Below are 18405 nucleotides of genomic sequence, written 5' to 3' on the forward strand. Positions count from 1 at the left end.
TTTCTATGAAAAAAATTATGATTAAAGATATGCCACAGCATATCGGTGAAACAGTCAAAATGGGCGCTTGGCTAGCTAACAAACGTTCAAGTGGTAAAATCGCCTTCTTACAACTTCGTGATGGCTCTGGTTTTGTTCAGGGTGTTGTCGTGAAAGAAGAAGTGGGCGAAGAAATTTTTGCTACAGCTAAAGGACTAACGCAAGAAACTTCTATGTATATTACAGGAGAGGTGAAAGCTGACGAACGTTCAAGCTTTGGCTGTGAGCTAGCTGTAACAGGAATTGAGGTTCTACATACAGCAACAGATTTCCCTATTACACCGAAGGAGCACGGTCCTGAATTTTTAATGGATAACCGTCATTTATGGTTACGTTCTCGTAAACAACATGCCATTATGAAGGTCCGTAATGAAATCATTCGTGCTACTTATGAATTTTTCAACAACAATGGCTTTACAAAGATGGACCCACCGATTTTAACAGGATCTTCACCTGAAGGTACATCTGAGCTATTCCATACGAAATACTTTGATGAGGATGCATTCCTTTCTCAATCAGGGCAGCTTTATATGGAAGCCGCAGCTATGGCACTAGGAAAAGTATTTTCATTCGGTCCAACTTTCCGTGCTGAAAAATCTAAAACGCGTCGTCACTTAATCGAGTTCTGGATGATTGAGCCTGAGATGGCCTTTGTAGAGTTTGAAGAAAATCTAGAAGTACAGGAGCAATATGTAACGCATATTGTACAATCCGTTCTGGCTAACTGCAAATTAGAATTAGAGCGACTTGACCGTGATACATCGAAACTTGAAAATATTAAAGCGCCATTCCCTCGTATTTCATATGATGACGCGATTAAGCTTTTACATGAACAAGGTTTTGACGATATCGAATGGGGCGACGATTTTGGTGCACCTCATGAAACGGCTATTGCCAATTCATTCGACAAGCCAGTATTCATTACATGCTACCCAGTAGGCATTAAGCCTTTCTATATGCAACCACATCCAGATCGCGATGACGTTGTATTATGTGCTGATTTAATCGCACCTGAAGGCTATGGTGAAATTATTGGTGGTTCTGAGCGTATCCATGACTATGATTTATTAAAATCTCGTCTTGAAGAACATAACCTATCATTAGATGCATATGCATGGTATTTGGAGCTTCGTAAACATGGTTCTGTTCCACATTCAGGCTTCGGACTTGGATTAGAGCGAACTGTGGCATGGATTTCTGGCACAGAACATATTCGTGAAACAATTCCATTCCCACGTTTACTGAACCGCTTATATCCATAAGCAAATCAATTTAAAAGTCGCGTAGTGAAATATCTACGCGGCTTTTCTACTTACTTAAAGAAGGAGTCTAGAGGAATATGAATGCAAATAATCATCGACTCCGTACATGGACTGAGCAGAGAATGATTCCCATTCCCCAGCTTTTTTTTCAGTTTTATAAGGAGTTAAATATAGAGGATGAAGAGGCGCTAATTGTTATGCACCTGTTAGCCTTTCATATGGAAGGCTATGACTTCCCTACACCAAATGATTTAAAGAATCGTCTCACAATGCCAGAAAATGAACTAACATCCCGTTTACAACGATTAATGCAAAAGGGCTTCCTTGAAATTACTCGTGATGTGGATACAGGTGGCAAGCTCTATGAAAAATATTCGGTTTATCCACTCTGGGAGCGAATTGTGCAGATGATCGAGATGAAAGAGCAACAAAAATCTGCTACAACACTTCAACAAGAAGAAGGAGAGATTTTCCGACTCTTTGAAGAAGAAATGGGACGTCTTTTATCTCCTTTAGAGCTTGAAAAAATAGGGTGTTGGCTTGATGAGGACAAGCATAGTCCAACACTCATTAAAGAGGCATTGAAAGAAGCTGTTTTTGCTGGGAAACTGAGCATTCGCTATATTGATCGTATTTTGTTAGAGTGGAAGAAGAAAAATATTACGACACCTCAAGCGGCACAAAAGCAAAGTGAGCAGTTCAGAGAGAAGCAAACATTTAGCAGGACTCCAGCACGGACAGTTCAGCAAGACACGCAACCGACTAACAAAGTACCTTTTTATAATTGGTTAGAAGAGAGAGAATAGGGGGCATCCAGTTTGTTAACAAAAAAACAGTGGGAGCATTGCCTAGAAGAAATGGATCGAATGTTTCCTAATGCACATTGTGAGCTTGTGCATGACAATGCCTTTGAGCTCACAATTGCGACATTATTATCTGCACAATGTACGGATGTACTTGTTAATAAGGTAACCAAAACATTATTTCAGAAATATAAAACGCCTGAAGATTATTTGGCTGTCCCGTTGGAAGAATTACAACAGGATATTCGCTCTATTGGCTTATATCGTAATAAAGCAAAGAACATTCAGGCTTTATGTCAACGTTTGCTAGATGAATATAATGGCGAAATACCAGCAACCCGAGAAGCACTTGTAACATTGCCAGGTGTAGGTCGCAAAACAGCCAATGTGGTGCTATCAGTAGCCTTTGATATTCCTGCGCTAGCAGTTGATACCCATGTAGAGCGTGTTTCCAAACGTCTAGGTCTATGTAGATGGAAGGATTCCGTACTTGAAGTGGAAGAAACAATCATGAAAAAAACGCCCATGGATAAGTGGTCAAAAACGCATCATCAGTTAATTTTCTTTGGTCGTTATCATTGTAAGGCCCAAAATCCTGGCTGCCATACCTGTCCTTTACTAAGTGATTGTCGTGAAGGTCAAAAGCGTTTGAAGAAAGGCTTGGTGAAGGAAGCATGAATAGAGAGGCGATCACAAAAGATCAGGTAGATGCTTGGTTTGCCCAATGGACAACCCTTCAAGCAACTATCCACGAAGCCCATGATGCTAGAAATGGTACAGCAAAAGACTTAATGGAAGAAGCAATCCAATTGTTTGAACAGCTTGTACAAGCGGCAGGAGATGAGGTGCTGCCGATTAATGGGGTTGAAAGACTTTCCTTTATCAAAGCGAAGCCAGGGCAATATGCTTGTTACCGTCAGTTGGATGAATTATTTAAGGAAACGAAAAAGCGTACAGCACGTTTACGAATTCAAGCTAGTAAAAAATAGAGTGGCAGAATAAAATACTTGTGCCGACAGAAAAAACCGAGAAGCATTATATGCTTCTCGGCTTTTTGTTTATTCTGAGCTTTGTTCTTCATTATTTGGGTCTACAGGATCTGTAGGAGGAGTTGGTTGCTGGCTTCCATCTGAACCGCCATTGTTTCCACCGTTGTTGCCGTTATTCCCATGCCCATTTCCATTATTATTGTTATTACCACCGTTGTTGCCATTACCGTTACCATTGCCATTATTATGACCGTTATCTTGGTCTTCTTCACCAGGATCTGTTGGTAAATCAATGTTCGGCTCTTCCGGCTCTTCCGTTTCTACATCCTCTTCTTCAGTTGTACTTGTAATTTGGAAAGTTGTGGTACCAGGCTCGCTTCGTGTACCATCCACAATGGCTACGACTGAAATCGTGTAATTGCCATCTTCCAACGTATTGGCAACTGATAAACCTTTGCTCTCTGTTTTACCAAGGTCAAACTTTTTACCGTCATCACGGGTTGCAGTTACTTCAAATGAAGTTGGTAATGGTTCATCTGTTTCTGGATTCAAGCTGGCATCATGTTCCCAAGAAATATTGATAGACTGTGCCCCTAAATCTAAGCTTGCAGATACGTTATATGGCGTAGCCAATTCTGGTGCTTCATAAACATTCGACACTTCTGTTGGCTCAGTACCACGAACGAATAGCTCTGTTTGACGTAATTCGCTTGGTGTAAAGTCACTTGCCAATTTCAATGGCTTAGAGCCCACTTCAATCGTTGCTTCTACAACTGTACTTGGCTTTTTAAAGCTTTCTGTTTCAACGTTTGCTGAAATGTCTTGCATAATCGATTTGAATAGATTTTGTGGTAAACGACGTTCTTCCCACGTTGTAATTGGATCAAAGTGTTTTTCATAGCCACTCCATATAGCGATGGAATAGTTTGTCGTATAACCAGCAAACCATGAATCTGGCACACTTGTGTTCGGTAAATTATATTTATTGAAATCTTCAGCTGAATAGTTGGTTGTACCTGTTTTACCTGCGATGTCTAGTCCAGGGACATTAGCCGCTGTACCTGATGCGTCAGGTTTGTTGCCAACTACATCACGTAGCATATCTGTTACCATATAAGCTGTAGCTTCACTCATCGCTACATTAGGCTCAGGTGTATAATTTTTAGATGTTTTCCCATCACGGTAAACAATTTTTGTAATAGCATGTGGGTCTGTGTAAACGCCGTTATTTCCGAATGCTGCATAGGAAGCCGCCATTTGAATAGGTGAGATAGTAATCGCTCCACCACCAATTGCGTCTGATTCATAAAGGTTTTCTGTTTCAATCCCTAAACGTCCAACAAATTCCTTCGCATTTTCAGTACCTACTTCTTGTAATGCTTTGACAGCTGGTACGTTTCGTGAAGCATATAATGCCTTACGAGCAGTCATGGCACCCATATATCTGCCATCCCAGTTTGTAATAGTTTGCTTTGAATTGGAATAGTTCATAGGTTCATCTACAAGTGTATGGCCAGTAGACCATTTTAAATATTCAATGGCTGGACCGTAGTCCACTAATGGTTTCATTGTAGAACCAGGTTGATTTTTTGTTAAATCATCTGCATAGTTCCAGCCACGTTCGGCACCATAATGTCGACCGCCACCAACAGCTTGGATAGCTCCTGTTTTCGTATCAATGACCGCTACACCTGACTGAATATCTTCTGTTGGGAAATTGCTGTCATCGTTCATCACATTTTCAACAACTTTTTGGGCATTTGGATCAAGTGTTGTATAAACTTTAATCCCTTCTGCCATGGCAGAACCATCGCCATTATTTTCTAATTCATTAATAACGACATCTAGGAAGGCATCGTATTTAGAGCCAGCAAATGATTGACGAGTTGCATCGTCAGCAAGACCTGCTTGGACATCAACGTTTTTAGCTTCTTCCATTTCTGTTTTCGAAATTTTTCCGTGTTGATACATTAATCCTAAAACTGTATTACGACGTTGCTTGGCAAGGTCAGGGTTTTTCAATGGATTATAAGCATTTGGTCTTTGTACGAGCCCTGCTAATAATGCTTCTTCATCTAATGTTAAATCTTTTAATTCTTTTCCGTAGAAATATTGGGCTGCTGTACCAAAGCCATAAATACGGCCTGACATTAGCATTTTATTGAAGTACATTTCAAAAATTTCTTCTTTTGAATATTTACGTTCTAATTGAAACGCTAGCCAAGCTTCCTGTGCTTTACGTTTTAATTTCTTTTCATTTTGTAAGAATGAGTTTTTCACTACTTGCTGTGTTAGGGTAGAGGCACCTTGTGCACCAAAGCCATCACGGAAGTTAGCAAGTATAGCACCACCTAGACGGTAGAAGTCCATGCCGTGATGTTTAAAAAAGCGTACATCTTCCGTTGCAAGAATAGCGTTCACCATATCTTCGGGAATATCTTCATATTTTATATATTTACGGTTTTCAGCACCGATTGTTGCGAATATTTCACCGTTTTTATCGTAGAATTCTGAAGACACAGGGTCTTTCAATAATTCCTCATCAAGCTTAGGAGCTGTGCTTGCATAGTAAGCAAATAATCCTGCTCCTCCAATGAAGCCTACCACACCGATGATTAATAACGTTAAGAAAATACGTTTTATCCACATTTTAGCGGGTGTAGACGACTTTGTTGTTGTTTTCTTACCTTTTTTATTTTTTTCAGCGAGAGCCTTTTGATGCTCTCCACGTGTTCGACGACGTTCAGTCATACTATTTCTCCTCACTTTCAAACCCGCAGCATTTTTCAACGATCAGTTGTTGGATGATGGGTAAATAATCGATCCGTGGATAATAGCTAGTGGGAATTTCATACGCCTCTTCTTCAATCGTTGAAAAGGGTATGGATTTACGATTGCCATTTTCCATTGCTTGCCAGGCCTTTTGTAAAACTTCATATGGCACAATAAAATATCGTTCAAAAGCTGAAAAGCGAACGATAATAAAAGCCACACCATTTTGTTCAGTCACTTGCTGCATATGGGTCATTTGATGCTCATGAATATTTTTTAAAGGGAAACTTGTTTTGGACGCAGTTTCCTTTGCATCAAAATCAATATAATGCCCATTCCAAACACCATTGTAGTCGGTTGTAGAGGGTGTTCGAAAATATGCTTCACGAATGACAGCAGCGCTTCGTGAAGGGTACTCTACTTTGACGATTTGTACAGGAACAGGTTTCTTATGAATGATAGCAAGTCGCCTTTTAATATAATAGTCGTTTGCTTCATTAATTTCATCTTCTAGTGTCTTTCCACGATTACTAAAAGACAAATCTTTACTTTTACTTTTTTTTTCTGTTTTCTGTACAGAAGTATGGGGGGTATACAATTTCCCATTTGGATAGCGAATTGTCATTTAGCTCACCCTTTATCAAACTGCTTTCCTATATATTAGTTTACCATGATTTGATGGCTCTTCTCTACCTCCATCCGTGTTGTCTTTGTTACAAGAGTAGTAGACAGTGGATGCAAAGAATAAACAAATTGCGTCGAAAAAAAGCTAATAATTGTCTTCCTTGAATCGTCAAAATAACTGATAAATTTAAACATAGAAACGGTTGAAGAATGGTGAATTATCTACACCTTTCATTCAGGACGCTTTTTTAGTTGGAAGGTTCATTTATAAAAATTTATCGAAAATCTTCTTCTTTCAGCTAACTTACGCTTATTTTGTCACGCATGAAGGTAATTCTATACATGCGAGGAATACTTTAAGTAAAGCAAAGGGGGCGTTATTTTGAACAAGTTAGAACAATTAGTTGCGCAGTTAGATCTGGTCAATCAATTACTTTTCACGAGAGTGTCGCTGGAGAACAATGCTCAGAATATGCACTTTTTTTTGCAGCTCAAAGCAGTTAGCCAGAAAGTAAGCTTAGCAGAAAAGAACTGGCAAGTAAAGAATGCTTGTTCGCCTATTAGTAGTGAAAAATGATAGACTTTGGTACACTTATCTCATAAGCAATTGAACTAACTCTATAGCATTAAAATTGATACAGTATTTACCACAAAACAAGTAGGGGAAGGTAAAGGTATCAGGAGGTGCCATATTTTCGTAGTTGAAATGATGGACAAGACATACTCATCATATATATGTACTTGCTACGAAAAATATTTGCTTACGAGTAATTGATGAGAGATGAGGTGCAAAAATTGTTAGTTATTCAGCAAACATCCCAATTAATAGATGAATGTGATCGATGTGTTTCACGTTTTTGGCAAATGCGTGAGGAGGACCGTACACCTGACTTTTTTCTAGAGGTGAAACCACACGCTGATAAAATTCATCAACTGTTGAAGGAATGGCAGCAAGAGGCCAATAAATGGATTCAAGAGAATCGACCGAAATATATGCATACACAACAAATTGCTTCAACGGTAGAATCGATGGAGCAATTTGTTGTGCAATCTTTTTATAAAGAAACAAGTAAAAAACGCTTCTTAGATGCGATTCATTCTACCTCCTTTACAATGAAAAACTTTGAACGACTGGTAAAGGAGGAGGCAGTAAATGCTATCGAAGAAACGAACGATTAGTGAGCTTTTGCATGAGTGGAGATATGATGAAGAATTAAAAGAACGTATTCTACATTGGCAAACACTTGAAGGACGACCTGCTAGCTATGCTCCTTTCCCAGAAAATTTACATCCTTCTTTAGTGAAGGCTTTGCAGGCAAGGGGAATCGAGCAACTTTATACGCATCAGCGAGAGGCCTTTGATTTGGCACAGAGTGGTACATCTTTTACGGCTGTTACACCAACCGCATCAGGTAAATCATATTGCTATCATTTGCCGGTGTTGCAAAAAATAGTAGAGGATAAAAACGCACGTGCGATCTATTTATTCCCAACAAAGGCTTTAGCGCAGGATCAAAAAAATGACTTGAATGAACTGATTGAACAAAGTGGTGAGGAAATTTTAAGTTATACCTATGATGGTGATACGGCTCCAGGCATTCGTCAGAAGGTTCGCAAAGCAGGACATATCGTTATGACAAATCCTGATATGCTTCATTCAGGAATTTTGCCACATCATACGAAATGGGTATCGCTATTTGAAAATTTACAGTATATCGTGATTGATGAATTGCATACATATAAAGGGGTATTTGGTTCCCATGTTGCCCATGTTATTCGTAGATTAAAACGCATATGTGAATTTTATGGTAGTAAACCTGTGTTTATTTGCACATCGGCAACGATAAAAAATCCTAAGGAGCTGGCCGAGCTATTAACAAATGAATCACATGCGCTCATCGCGGACTCTGGAGCACCTATCGGTAAGAAAACATTTCTGTTCTATAATCCGCCCATTATTCATAAAACTTTTGGGGTGCGTAGAAGTGCCGTGTTAGAGGTAAGTGATTTAGCAAAGCGGCTATATATAGCTGGTATTCAATCAATCATTTTCGCTAAAAGCAGAGTACGGGTTGAAATGATTGTCACTTATTTAAAGGAGCTCACTCGCAATAAGCTGCTGGATGAATCCGTGCGTGGCTACCGAGGTGGGTATTTACCATCTGAACGTCGGGTAATCGAAAAAGGCTTGCGTGATGGAACCATTCAAACCGTTGTCAGTACCAATGCGTTAGAATTAGGGGTCGATATCGGCCAGTTACAAGCATGTATTATGACAGGTTATCCAGGAAATATTGCAAGTGCCTGGCAACAAGCAGGACGTGCAGGAAGGCGACAGGATGAGGCTTTAATTATTTATGTTGCACAATCGACGGCACTGGATCAGTATGTGGTGAATCATCCTTTATTTTTACTTGGTAGTGCACCAGAGGAAGCACGTATTTATCCAGAAAATATGTTAATTTTAATGGATCATTTAAAATGTGCCGCTTTTGAATTACCTTTTTCTATAGAAGATACGTATGGTGAATATGATATACAAGAATTGCTAGATTATTTAGCAGAAGAGGGCGTTGTCTTTAAGACGAGCGATAAGTGGCATTGGATGAGCGATCGTTTCCCAGCACATGATATTAGCTTACGGTCGGCTTCCCAGGAAAATGTGGTTATAATTGATCTGTCTATTCCTGCCCAAACAAAGGTAATTGGAGAAATGGATCGTCATAGTGCCATGACACTATTACATGAAGAAGCGATTTATTTACATCAAGGGATTCAATTCCAAGTAGAGAAGCTCGACTGGGAAGAAAAGAAAGCTTATGTCCGTGAAGTCGACATCGATTATTATACAGATGCTAATCTTGCCGTTGAAATGAAGGTATTAGAGGAAGATCGAAGCCGAACTTATAACGGCGGTACGATTAGCTTTGGGGATGTAGGATTAGTTGCACAGGCAACTATTTTCAAGAAAATTCGCTTTGGCACGCATGATAATATAGGATCGGGGCCTATTCATTTACCTCCAGATGAAATGCATACAAGCGCATCATGGCTATCACTTCATCTAACAGAACAGTGGTCAGAGGCGGAATTGACAGAGGCAATGATTGGAGTAGCCTATGCCATGAATGCCTTTATCCCTTTATTTATTCAATGTGACAGCAGTGATGTAGCTGTTGTCCCACAAGTCAAAGCATCCCATAATGAGCTGCCCACATTTTTTGTTTACGATAAATACCCTGGTGGGATTGGTTTAAGTGAAAAGGTCTATGACTTATGGGAGGAGCTATTAATGAAAACGTTGGAGCATGTTTCAAATTGTCCTTGTGAATCTGGATGCCCATCATGTATTGGTGCCCAAGACAGTTTACAGGAAGGCAAGAAGAGAGTCATAATACTTCTTCAAAGATTAAATCAAATTAATTAACATGAAAAAAGAGGACTTGAGGAATAACTAAATTATTTCCTCAGGCCCTCCATATTTAATAGTGTGTAGCTCATCTAACGTTTAATGATAGTATGTTTTTCTAACTCACGTCCAGTAGTATTCTATTAAACTAAAGTTATTTAATAGATATTTTGTGTTTTTCGTTCAGTAATGTAGTACCATTTACTTTAACGACGATATTTAGACTGAGTAATCCACCGATTTTTACTTTTACGGTAGAGATTGTGCCATTTGCTTCTGTAATTTCACCTGTCAATGTAACATAAGGGTAGATTTGTTTGAACATACTATCTCTACTTTTTTTATCTACTACTTCATTATTAATAGAAAGAACTTCTTCAGTCACGGCATTTACAATTCGAATAATATGGCCTTTATAGTCTAATTGCCATACTTTAAATACTTCTTTTTCTAAATCCTCGGTTGTGTTTTTCCATTCTTCTTTTATTTCTTCACGTAAATTTTTAAACAAAGCATTTCCTCCAAAAAACATAATTTTATCACATTCTATTTGTAATTTCATTTTATAGGAAATACTTACAATAGTACACTGGCAATAGACAATAGCTTGAGCTTTCTATGTATCCAGGACATAAAAGGGACATACATCAAGAAATGCCGTATCTTTATTGAGAATGGATTGTTTAATGAATAGTTTTAAGCTAAAAGCATATCGGGGTAGTTTCTTTAAATAAAATATTGAAATTTCTCGAAAATAATCCAGAGACGTTTGAATCGGGGCTTTATTTTTTGCAGCTGTTTTACGCTTCCTCAGGCAGGGCGTGCTTTTTCCATTGCAACCGCAAAGACATACTCACATGTCCTTTACACTTTTAAGGTCATCAATTCAAGAAATAGAGTTTCTATAAACAAGAATTTCCTGCGATGAAAATTTTGAATGAGTCGAGCAATCATGGTAATCTTGCAAGAGAGTCTTATATTATAAGCAGAAAATGAGTGAAATACATGTCTTACGAAAATAAAATACTACAAATGAAAAAAATGCTTAGTAAAAAACCAGCGGCGACTCCACAAAGGGTAGAGGAACCGGCTTATCAAAAGCCAACTAGGCCTAGCTATACCGAGCGATGGGAAGAGGCTGGGCTTACGGTTGTAGAAAATGACTTTGGTATTGTGTTTAAGCGCCATGTACAGTATCCATTTTCTTTTCAGCATGGTCATTATCAGCTACAGTCATTTTTTGATGCGTTGAAAAAATGGCAGGATGCTTCGTTTGATCATCCATATGCACTGGATTTTCATGAACCTGTATTATTTTTTGATACAGAAACGACAGGCTTAAAAGGTGTGGGCACGCATATTTTTTTGCTTGGGTTTTTAGAGGTAGACGAAGAATGTTTTAGTTTAACTCAATATATTCTTGCAGACCCTGCACATGAGGCGGCGTTTCTGTTTGAATCAAAACTGTGGAAAAAATTAGCAACAGTCATCACCTATAATGGTAAAAGCTTTGATTGGCCGCAGCTTGAAACGCGCTGGACACTGCATCAAAAAACATTACCCAAATTAAGATCACAACGACAAATCGATTTATTGCATAGTTCCAAGCGTTTATGGAAAAATGATATGGAGCGCTTAAAATTAAAATCTGTGGAGGAAGAGAAGCTTGGTTTTTCTCGAAAGGGAGATATTCCTGGTCATCTTGCCCCTATTATTTATTTAGATGCTGTAAAAAGTGGCGTACCAGATGCTCTTATGAAGGTTTTGCTGCATAATGAGTGGGATTTGCTGTCTCTTATCACACTGTATAGTCATTCTACTCAGCTCTTGTTTGAAGAGGGATATGAAGAATCTGCAAAAACCTTTACCAATATTGGGAAATGGTATGGTGATTTAAAAGAAAGCACACAAAGTGTTAAGGTGTTAGAAAGGGTGACAACACAATTTGATGCACTGGAAGCGGGTAATGCTCAATATTATTTAGCACTACAGCATAAAAAGAGTAAACGCTATAGTGAAGCCATCGATGCATTTGTGGCCTCTCTCCATTTTGTCGAAGCAAGAACAAAGTTGCGTGTCCTTGAGCAACTAGCCATACTTTATGAGCACCAAATAAAAGATTATAAGCAGGCCCTTTATTATACGCAACAAGGCATACATCTCATTCAAAAGAATGAGCAATGGAGAGCAGAACAAAAACAAAAATGGGTAATTTCTTGGGAAAAGAGGTTGCTCAGATTAGGAAATAAGAAATAATTTCCCAGGTAATCGCATAAAACGACAAGTTTAGCCTTACAATTGGAGTTTTCAGACGATATAATGTGTTGAAGTATGCTATAATGTATTCGTGTATGTAGTGTGAGGAAGGGCGATGTGAATGGACATTAAATTAACGTCAAAAATGATCCTTGAAAAGGAATTTAAAAAGAACTTTAAAGGCTATAATGTGGAAGAAGTAGATTCATTCCTTGATGAAATTATTCAAGACTATGAAACGTTTGAAAAAGTGATGGCCCAACTACGTGAAGAAAATAGACAATTAAAAGAAGAAATTGAAAATACACCGAAGAGACAACCCGTTGCTTCAGCGGCAGCAGCAGGTACAACTAATTTTGACATTTTAAAACGTCTTTCTAATTTAGAAAAACATGTATTTGGTAGCAAGCTATACGAATAATTTTAGTCAATTATATTGTATTTAACATAAAACTCTAGTATAATCTTTCGTATCATCATGAAATTCTGGTAATCGCTGCGGCGCTAGACGTCGTAGAGGAAAGTCCATGCTCACACGGTACTGAGATGTCCGTAGTGTTCGTGCTTACTGAAAAAATAAGGTAAGGCAGCTGTTCAGGCTGACGGCGGAAGGAAAACCTAAGTCCTTGGATATGGTTGACACTTCCTGAAAGTGCCACAGTGACGAAGCTTGCTTGGAAACATGCAAGGTGGAACGAGGTAAACCCCACGAGTGAGAAACCCAAATTATGGTAGGGGCACTCTCTTGAAGGAATTGAACGGATAGAGGGACGGAGCTTGCTCTGTAGATAGATGATTACTACCTGGTCGTACGAGGCGCAAGCTGTTTGAGTACTCAGGAACAAAACATGGCTTATGGAATTTTTTTGATGCTTATTTACGAAATAACAAGCGCTCTCCAACTCGGTGGAGAGCTTTTCTTTTGAGTTTATGAGGAAAAAGTAACCTAGTTAATCAAGTCTTGGTATGCGCGATACGTTTGAGAATGGCTATTTGCTAGCCAAGCCTCTATCGCTACCGCTTCTAAGTCACAACATCTGAAAACGGTGATCGCATCAATGTGTATTATCTTGATTCAGCAAAAGTTTGGATACCTAGCAAAATGTTAGATACACATGACTCTCCTCTATAGGTAGTAAGAGTTTGCACATTTTCTTTCCATTCAGGTGGCGACAGGACGACTGCTGAATCAAGTATAAACCTCTAAGGATGTCACAGATTTTTAAGACGAGCTTACGAGTTACTCAAAAAAACTGTACACCATCTAAATGGGGTGTCATTGATTTACATACGAGTTGGCCTGACGTAAGTGCCCTTTAAAGGGGAGTATAGAGAGATAGGATGGGGCGGAACATGAACGGAGTAAATAATTGGGAAAGTATGGATAAATTGAAGTTGATTTCTCAATATCCTACTACCTTAATACTTAAAATCTTCGAAAATGTATCTGAAGGTATCATGATTACTGATGAATACAAAAAAATAGTAATGGTTAATCCTGCCTTTGAATTTGTCACAGGTTATAAACGTGATGATGTAGTGGGAAAAACACCTGCCGTTTTACAATCAGGTGTACATGAATTACCGTTCTATTTAGAAATGTGGGAACAGATACGACAAGAAGGAATTTGGCAAGGAGAAATATGGAATCGTCGTAAAACTGGAGACGTATATCCTGAATGGTTAACAATTGTTTGTGTAACCAACGATGAGGGTGAGGTTACAAATTATTGTGGTATTTTCACAGATTTGTCTGAAAGAAAAATAGTAGAAAACGAACTAGAAAAACGTTTACTGACTGATTCACTAACGGAAGTATCCAATCGTTTTGCTTATATCGAAAGAATGGATAATCTTTTAGAATCAACTTCTGCTATTTCTCATTCAGTGCAGCATGCGGTCTATTTTTTAGATTTAGATAGATTTAAGCAAATTAATGATACTTTAGGTCATGCTGTCGGAGATTCCATTTTAATAGAAGTCGCCAAACGACTAAAACATTTACTGAAAAACAAAGATATTATCGCAAGATATGGCGGAGATGAATTCGTCATTACATTAACGAATGTAAAAAACGTAAAAGAAGCTGCACAATTTGCTGAACAAATAATAAGTAGTATTGAAAAGCCAATGATGATAAACGGCCAGGAAGTGTTTATTTCTACAAGCATAGGCGTAAGTGTCTATCCAGTAGATGGGAAAAATACGGAAGAACTCATTAATTGTGCTGACAGAGCAATGACCTATTCAAAAAAGAATGGTTTGAATGGCTATTCTTTTTATTTTGATGAACTGCAAACAGATGCACAGCGTGTCTTATTGCTAGATTCAGAGTTAAGAAGAGCCATTGACAATCGTGAATTTGAGCTGCATTTCCAGCCGAAAATATACATGGACAATGAGCAAATTCAAGGATTAGAGGCATTGGTCCGTTGGAATAATGAAAGGCTAGGCTTTGTCTCTCCTGGAGAGTTTATCCCTTATGCTGAGGAAACAGGATTAATCATTCCTCTAAGTGAGGTCATTCTGGAAAAGGCGTGCGAGGCAGTTATTCAAATGCAACAATACGGGTGGAAAATACCGGTTGCCATTAATATATCAAGTATTCACTTTAGACAGCAAAATTTTTTAGAATCGATCCAAGCAATATTAGAACGCTATAATATGCCAGCAAACAATTTTGAAATAGAAGTGACGGAACGAACAGTCATGAACAGTGCTAACGAAACTGTAAGCAAATTAGTTCGTTTGAAACAATTAGGCTTTAAAATCTCCATAGATGATTTTGGGACAGGCTATTCGTCCCTGAGCTATTTAGTTCGCTTTCCGCTAGATTGTTTAAAAATCGATCGAAGCTTTATTCAACATATTGGGTCGCTCGATGAAAAACAGGCAGTTGTAGATGCTATTATTCAAATGTCCCATCGCCTAAAAATGAAAGTTGTGGCAGAAGGTGTAGAACAGGCACAACAAGTGGATATACTACGTAAAATGAACTGTGATATTATTCAGGGCTATTATTACAGCAAACCATTACCATTAAACGACCTAATGGAGTTTATGGAATATTGGGAAATTGAGCATCAAGGAAGGAAATAATCTATGGCAAATTATCAATTAGTAGCAACGTCAGCAATGGGTTTAGAGGCAATTGTAGCCCAAGAAGTAAAAGCACTTGGTTATGAAACAACTGTTGACAATGGTAAAGTATATTTTCAGGGTGATGAAACAGCGATTGCACGTGCCAATTTGTGGCTAAGAGTAGCTGATCGTGTAAAAATTGTCGTTGGACAATTCCCAGCAAAATCATTTGAACAATTATTTGAAAGTGTAAAAGCTTTACCGTGGGAAAAATATTTACCCGTGGATGCTGCCTTTCCTGTTTCAGGGAAGTCGGTTAAATCTAAATTATTTAGTGTACCTGATTGCCAAGCTATCACAAAAAAAGCAATTGTTGAACGAATGAAACAGCATTATAAGCGACTTGGCTTTTTAGATGAATCAGGTGCTACTTACAAAATTGAGGTTTCGATTTTAAAAGATGTGGCGACACTAACGATTGATACATCAGGCGCAGGTCTTCATAAACGTGGCTATCGTCAAGTACAAGGTGAGGCACCGTTAAAAGAAACCTTAGCGGCGGCGCTTATACAAGTTTCAAAATGGAATCCAAATCGTCCGTTTGTAGATCCATTCTGTGGTTCAGGAACCATTGCTTTAGAGGCAGCCATGTTTGGACAAAATATAGCACCAGGCTATAATCGTGAGTTTATTTCTGAAGACTGGCCATGGATGAAAGCGCAAATCTGGGACACTGTCCGAGACGAAGCAGAAAGCTTGGCCAATTATGATCAGCCGTTAGAAATTGTAGGTTCTGATATTGATCATCGCATGGTAAGCATTGCACAAGAAAATGCTACAGAAGCAGGATTTGGTGAGCTAATTACGTTTAAGCAAATGCAAGCACGTGATTTCACGACTCAGTTAACAGATGGTGTAATGATCGGTAACCCTCCATACGGCGAACGTATTGGTGATGTTGAAGTTGTAGAACAGGTTATCCGTGATTTAGGGCAAGTTATGAAAAACTATCCAACTTGGTCAGTATATATGCTATCCTCCATGAAAAATTTTGAAGAATTATATGGACGCCAAGCGACGAAAAAACGGAAATTATTTAATGGTTTTATTGAAACAAATTATTATCAGTTCTGGGGACAAAAGTCTAAAAGAGATTAACGAATAGTAACGGAAGATAAGATTTTTTCTTATCTTCCGTTTCGTCGCGTATAATAGCACCAGATAGTAAGAGGGGGAACATCAATTGCGTAAATCTTTACCATTTGCATTATCAAAGGACCGATCATTTTTTGATTCACTAGGTGACTGGATGGGTGACGTCCTTTATGATGAATTGCCTGAAAAAGGCTTTGAATGTCGTGATGAGCAAATCTTTATGGCTTATCAAATAGAACAAGCGCTAAAAGAAAAAAACGTACTCTTTGCAGAAGCGGGTGTTGGAACTGGGAAAACAATCGCCTATTTACTCCCAGCTATTTCTTATGCACGCTATACAGGGAAACCGGCACTTATTGCATGTGCTGATGAAACATTAATCGATCAGCTCGTTAAAGAGGGCGGAGACATCTATAAGCTACAAAAAACGCTTGGTCTGGAAATTGATGTTCGTTTAGCCAAATCACGGGATCAATATTTATGCTTAAAACGCTTTGAGGAAGCAGAAAAAGTTGAATCGGATGAATGGATTGATGATATTTCCTTCTCCATTCCGGATGGTGTGTATGCCCAAGGTTCAATGATTGCTATTCATCCATATGGAGAACGTAGTAATTATCCAACTGTCAGTGATGAGGATTGGCAAAAAGTTAATTACAACTCGATTATGCAATGCTCTGTATGTGATCTACGTAATCGCTGTGGGCAAACATTGCATCGTTCTCATTACCGTAAATCAACGGATTTAGTTATTTGTTCGCAAGATTTCTTAATGGAGCATTTAGCTACAAAGGAATCTCGTGAACGTGAGGGACAGCTTGCCTTACTGCCAGAAGTGTCTATGATGGTATTAGATGAAGGACATCTGTTGGAATACGCTGCACAAAAAGCAATGACTTATAAAGTACAGGCAACAACGATTGTTCAGCTTTTAGAGCGATTAATGGTGGATGGTGTGCGAGAACGAACTTTGTATGCTATGGAAAAATTGCAAGATGATCATGAGTTATTTTTTGATCAGCTTCGTGATGATATCGTTGCTTCAGATGAGGATCGTAAACGTATCAATAAATCCAAAACATTGCTTGCTTATGGAAAACAATTGATACATGATGTGGAAGTATTGATGGAAGAATTTGTTTTTGAATCTGAAATGTATATGATTCCTGAATATGAGTTAAACATGGCAGAGGAATATTTAGAACAATATGAGGCTTCCTTACGTATTTTCATAGCTCAAGGAGATGCAGTGGATTGGCTGGAGGAAACAGATGGAGAAGAAACGTTGGTGATTATGCCTCGTTTAATTACAGAAGTTTTAGCAGAAAAACTATTCTCTAAAAAGCTTCCGATCGTCTTTTCATCTGCTACTTTATCCGTTAATAAAGACTTTTCGTATATCGCCTATAGTCTAGGTATTAAAGAGTCCCAATCATTTTCAGTCCCTTCGCCATTTGATTATGAAGAAGTAATGAAAATCTATTTACATGAGCTTGATCAACATGCTAAAACCGCACGTGTACAGCAATTACTACGTGATGGCGAGCAAACATTAATTTTATTTAAATCCAAGCAAGCCATGTTGAAATTTAAAGCCGATTTGCCATTAATGGAGCGCATGCATGTTGCCTTTGAAGGTGATCGAGAGCTCTCCGCCATTGTTCGTGATTTCCAGCAGGGAATCGTTAAAACATTATGCTCATATCATTTATGGGAAGGCTTAGATTTACCTGAAGAAGCATTAACACGCGTTATTATTTATGATTTACCGTTTCCTCCACAGGATCCGTTATTTGATGCGAAGCGTACGTTTGCTGAAAACCCATTTGAAGAAGTGGAGTTACCATTTATGCAATTGCGCTTGCAGCAAGGAATGGGCCGCTTAATTAGGACGTCAAACGATCATGGTGATATTCATATTTTGTTAAATGAAGAAGAACAAAAACAACGCGCAGCCTTTGAAAATATATTAGCTGTTGCACCTGAAATAAAGTAGAATTAAGAGAGTTTGCTTA

At 38.5% G+C, this 18405-nt stretch carries 15 protein-coding genes and 1 other RNA gene; 13 read left to right on the forward strand and 3 right to left on the reverse strand.

Translation table 11 applies throughout. The features are described 5' to 3' along the window. The first annotated feature begins 5 nt into the window (after positions 1-5). The 4 genes from asnS (at position 6) to AC1Q6O_RS06195 (ending at position 3093) form a co-directional block, all read left to right on the forward strand. The gene (asnS, locus tag AC1Q6O_RS06180; RefSeq protein WP_089985123.1) at positions 6-1301 is read left to right on the forward strand and encodes an asparagine--tRNA ligase; all 1296 of its coding nucleotides are present in this window, start codon (positions 6-8) and stop codon (positions 1299-1301) included. Positions 1302-1378: 77 nt separating this feature from the next. Further along, complete coding sequence (locus tag AC1Q6O_RS06185) at positions 1379-2107, forward strand: DnaD domain-containing protein (RefSeq protein ID WP_008176501.1); 729 nt, start codon at positions 1379-1381, stop codon at positions 2105-2107. A gap of 12 nt (positions 2108-2119) precedes the next feature. Then, positions 2120-2782 (forward strand): endonuclease III, encoded by a 663-nt coding sequence (gene nth, locus AC1Q6O_RS06190; protein ID WP_089985122.1) that lies wholly within the window; start codon positions 2120-2122, stop codon positions 2780-2782. Further along, positions 2779-3093 carry a YpoC family protein gene (locus AC1Q6O_RS06195; RefSeq protein ID WP_089985120.1) on the forward strand — a complete coding sequence of 105 codons (315 nt, stop codon included), beginning with the start codon at positions 2779-2781 and terminating at the stop codon, positions 3091-3093. The genes nth and AC1Q6O_RS06195 overlap by 4 nt, the downstream gene beginning before the upstream one ends. A gap of 69 nt (positions 3094-3162) precedes the next feature. Here AC1Q6O_RS06195 and AC1Q6O_RS06200 read toward each other — a convergent pair whose 3' ends face one another. Together AC1Q6O_RS06200 and recU are read right to left on the reverse strand one after the other, a co-directional pair. Beyond that, positions 3163-5844 (reverse strand): penicillin-binding protein 1A, encoded by a 2682-nt coding sequence (locus tag AC1Q6O_RS06200; protein WP_089985119.1) that lies wholly within the window; start codon positions 5842-5844, stop codon positions 3163-3165. Position 5845: 1 nt separating this feature from the next. Next, positions 5846-6490, reverse strand: coding sequence for a Holliday junction resolvase RecU (recU, locus tag AC1Q6O_RS06205; protein WP_008176494.1), 645 nt, complete (start codon positions 6488-6490; stop codon positions 5846-5848). 381 nt (positions 6491-6871) lie between these two features. Here recU and AC1Q6O_RS06210 point away from each other — a divergent pair, with 381 nt between their 5' ends. The 3 genes from AC1Q6O_RS06210 (at position 6872) to AC1Q6O_RS06220 (ending at position 9916) form a co-directional block, all read left to right on the forward strand. Beyond that, complete coding sequence (locus AC1Q6O_RS06210; RefSeq protein ID WP_008176489.1) at positions 6872-7066, forward strand: hypothetical protein; 195 nt, start codon at positions 6872-6874, stop codon at positions 7064-7066. Between the two features lie 209 nt (positions 7067-7275). Beyond that, entirely contained in the window at positions 7276-7668 is a 393-nt protein-coding gene (locus AC1Q6O_RS06215) for a YppE family protein (RefSeq protein WP_239354402.1), read from the forward strand. Beyond that, positions 7643-9916, forward strand: a complete 2274-nt coding sequence (locus AC1Q6O_RS06220; RefSeq protein ID WP_090001751.1) for a DEAD/DEAH box helicase — start codon at positions 7643-7645, stop codon at positions 9914-9916. Before AC1Q6O_RS06215 ends, AC1Q6O_RS06220 begins: the two co-directional genes overlap by 26 nt. A 136-nt stretch (positions 9917-10052) precedes the next feature. On the opposite strand, the gene AC1Q6O_RS06225 is transcribed toward AC1Q6O_RS06220, so the two are convergent. After that, positions 10053-10409, reverse strand: a complete 357-nt coding sequence (locus AC1Q6O_RS06225; protein ID WP_107921791.1) for a hypothetical protein — start codon at positions 10407-10409, stop codon at positions 10053-10055. A 521-nt stretch (positions 10410-10930) separates the two neighbouring features. On the opposite strand from AC1Q6O_RS06225, the gene AC1Q6O_RS06230 reads away from it, so the two are divergent. The 6 genes from AC1Q6O_RS06230 to AC1Q6O_RS06255 all read left to right on the forward strand — a co-directional run bounded on the left by AC1Q6O_RS06230 (position 10931) and on the right by AC1Q6O_RS06255 (position 18386). Beyond that, positions 10931-12154 (forward strand): ribonuclease H-like domain-containing protein, encoded by a 1224-nt coding sequence (locus AC1Q6O_RS06230; protein WP_492401006.1) that lies wholly within the window; start codon positions 10931-10933, stop codon positions 12152-12154. A 121-nt stretch (positions 12155-12275) separates the two neighbouring features. After that, positions 12276-12575, forward strand: coding sequence for a cell division regulator GpsB (gene gpsB, locus AC1Q6O_RS06235; protein ID WP_036124847.1), 300 nt, complete (start codon positions 12276-12278; stop codon positions 12573-12575). Positions 12576-12635: 60 nt separating this feature from the next. Then, an RNA gene (gene rnpB, locus AC1Q6O_RS06240) (RNase P RNA component class B) lies at positions 12636-13015 on the forward strand. 492 nt (positions 13016-13507) lie between these two features. Continuing rightward, positions 13508-15253, forward strand: a complete 1746-nt coding sequence (locus AC1Q6O_RS06245) for a putative bifunctional diguanylate cyclase/phosphodiesterase (protein WP_089985115.1) — start codon at positions 13508-13510, stop codon at positions 15251-15253. Positions 15254-15256: 3 nt separating this feature from the next. Beyond that, positions 15257-16393, forward strand: coding sequence for a THUMP domain-containing class I SAM-dependent RNA methyltransferase (locus AC1Q6O_RS06250; RefSeq protein WP_089985113.1), 1137 nt, complete (start codon positions 15257-15259; stop codon positions 16391-16393). Between the two features lie 85 nt (positions 16394-16478). Then, the gene (locus AC1Q6O_RS06255; RefSeq protein ID WP_008176459.1) at positions 16479-18386 is read left to right on the forward strand and encodes an ATP-dependent DNA helicase; all 1908 of its coding nucleotides are present in this window, start codon (positions 16479-16481) and stop codon (positions 18384-18386) included. The last annotated feature ends 19 nt before the right edge of the window (positions 18387-18405 follow it).

It is taken from the genome of Lysinibacillus sp. GW823-FHT06C08 (assembly GCF_058795135.1).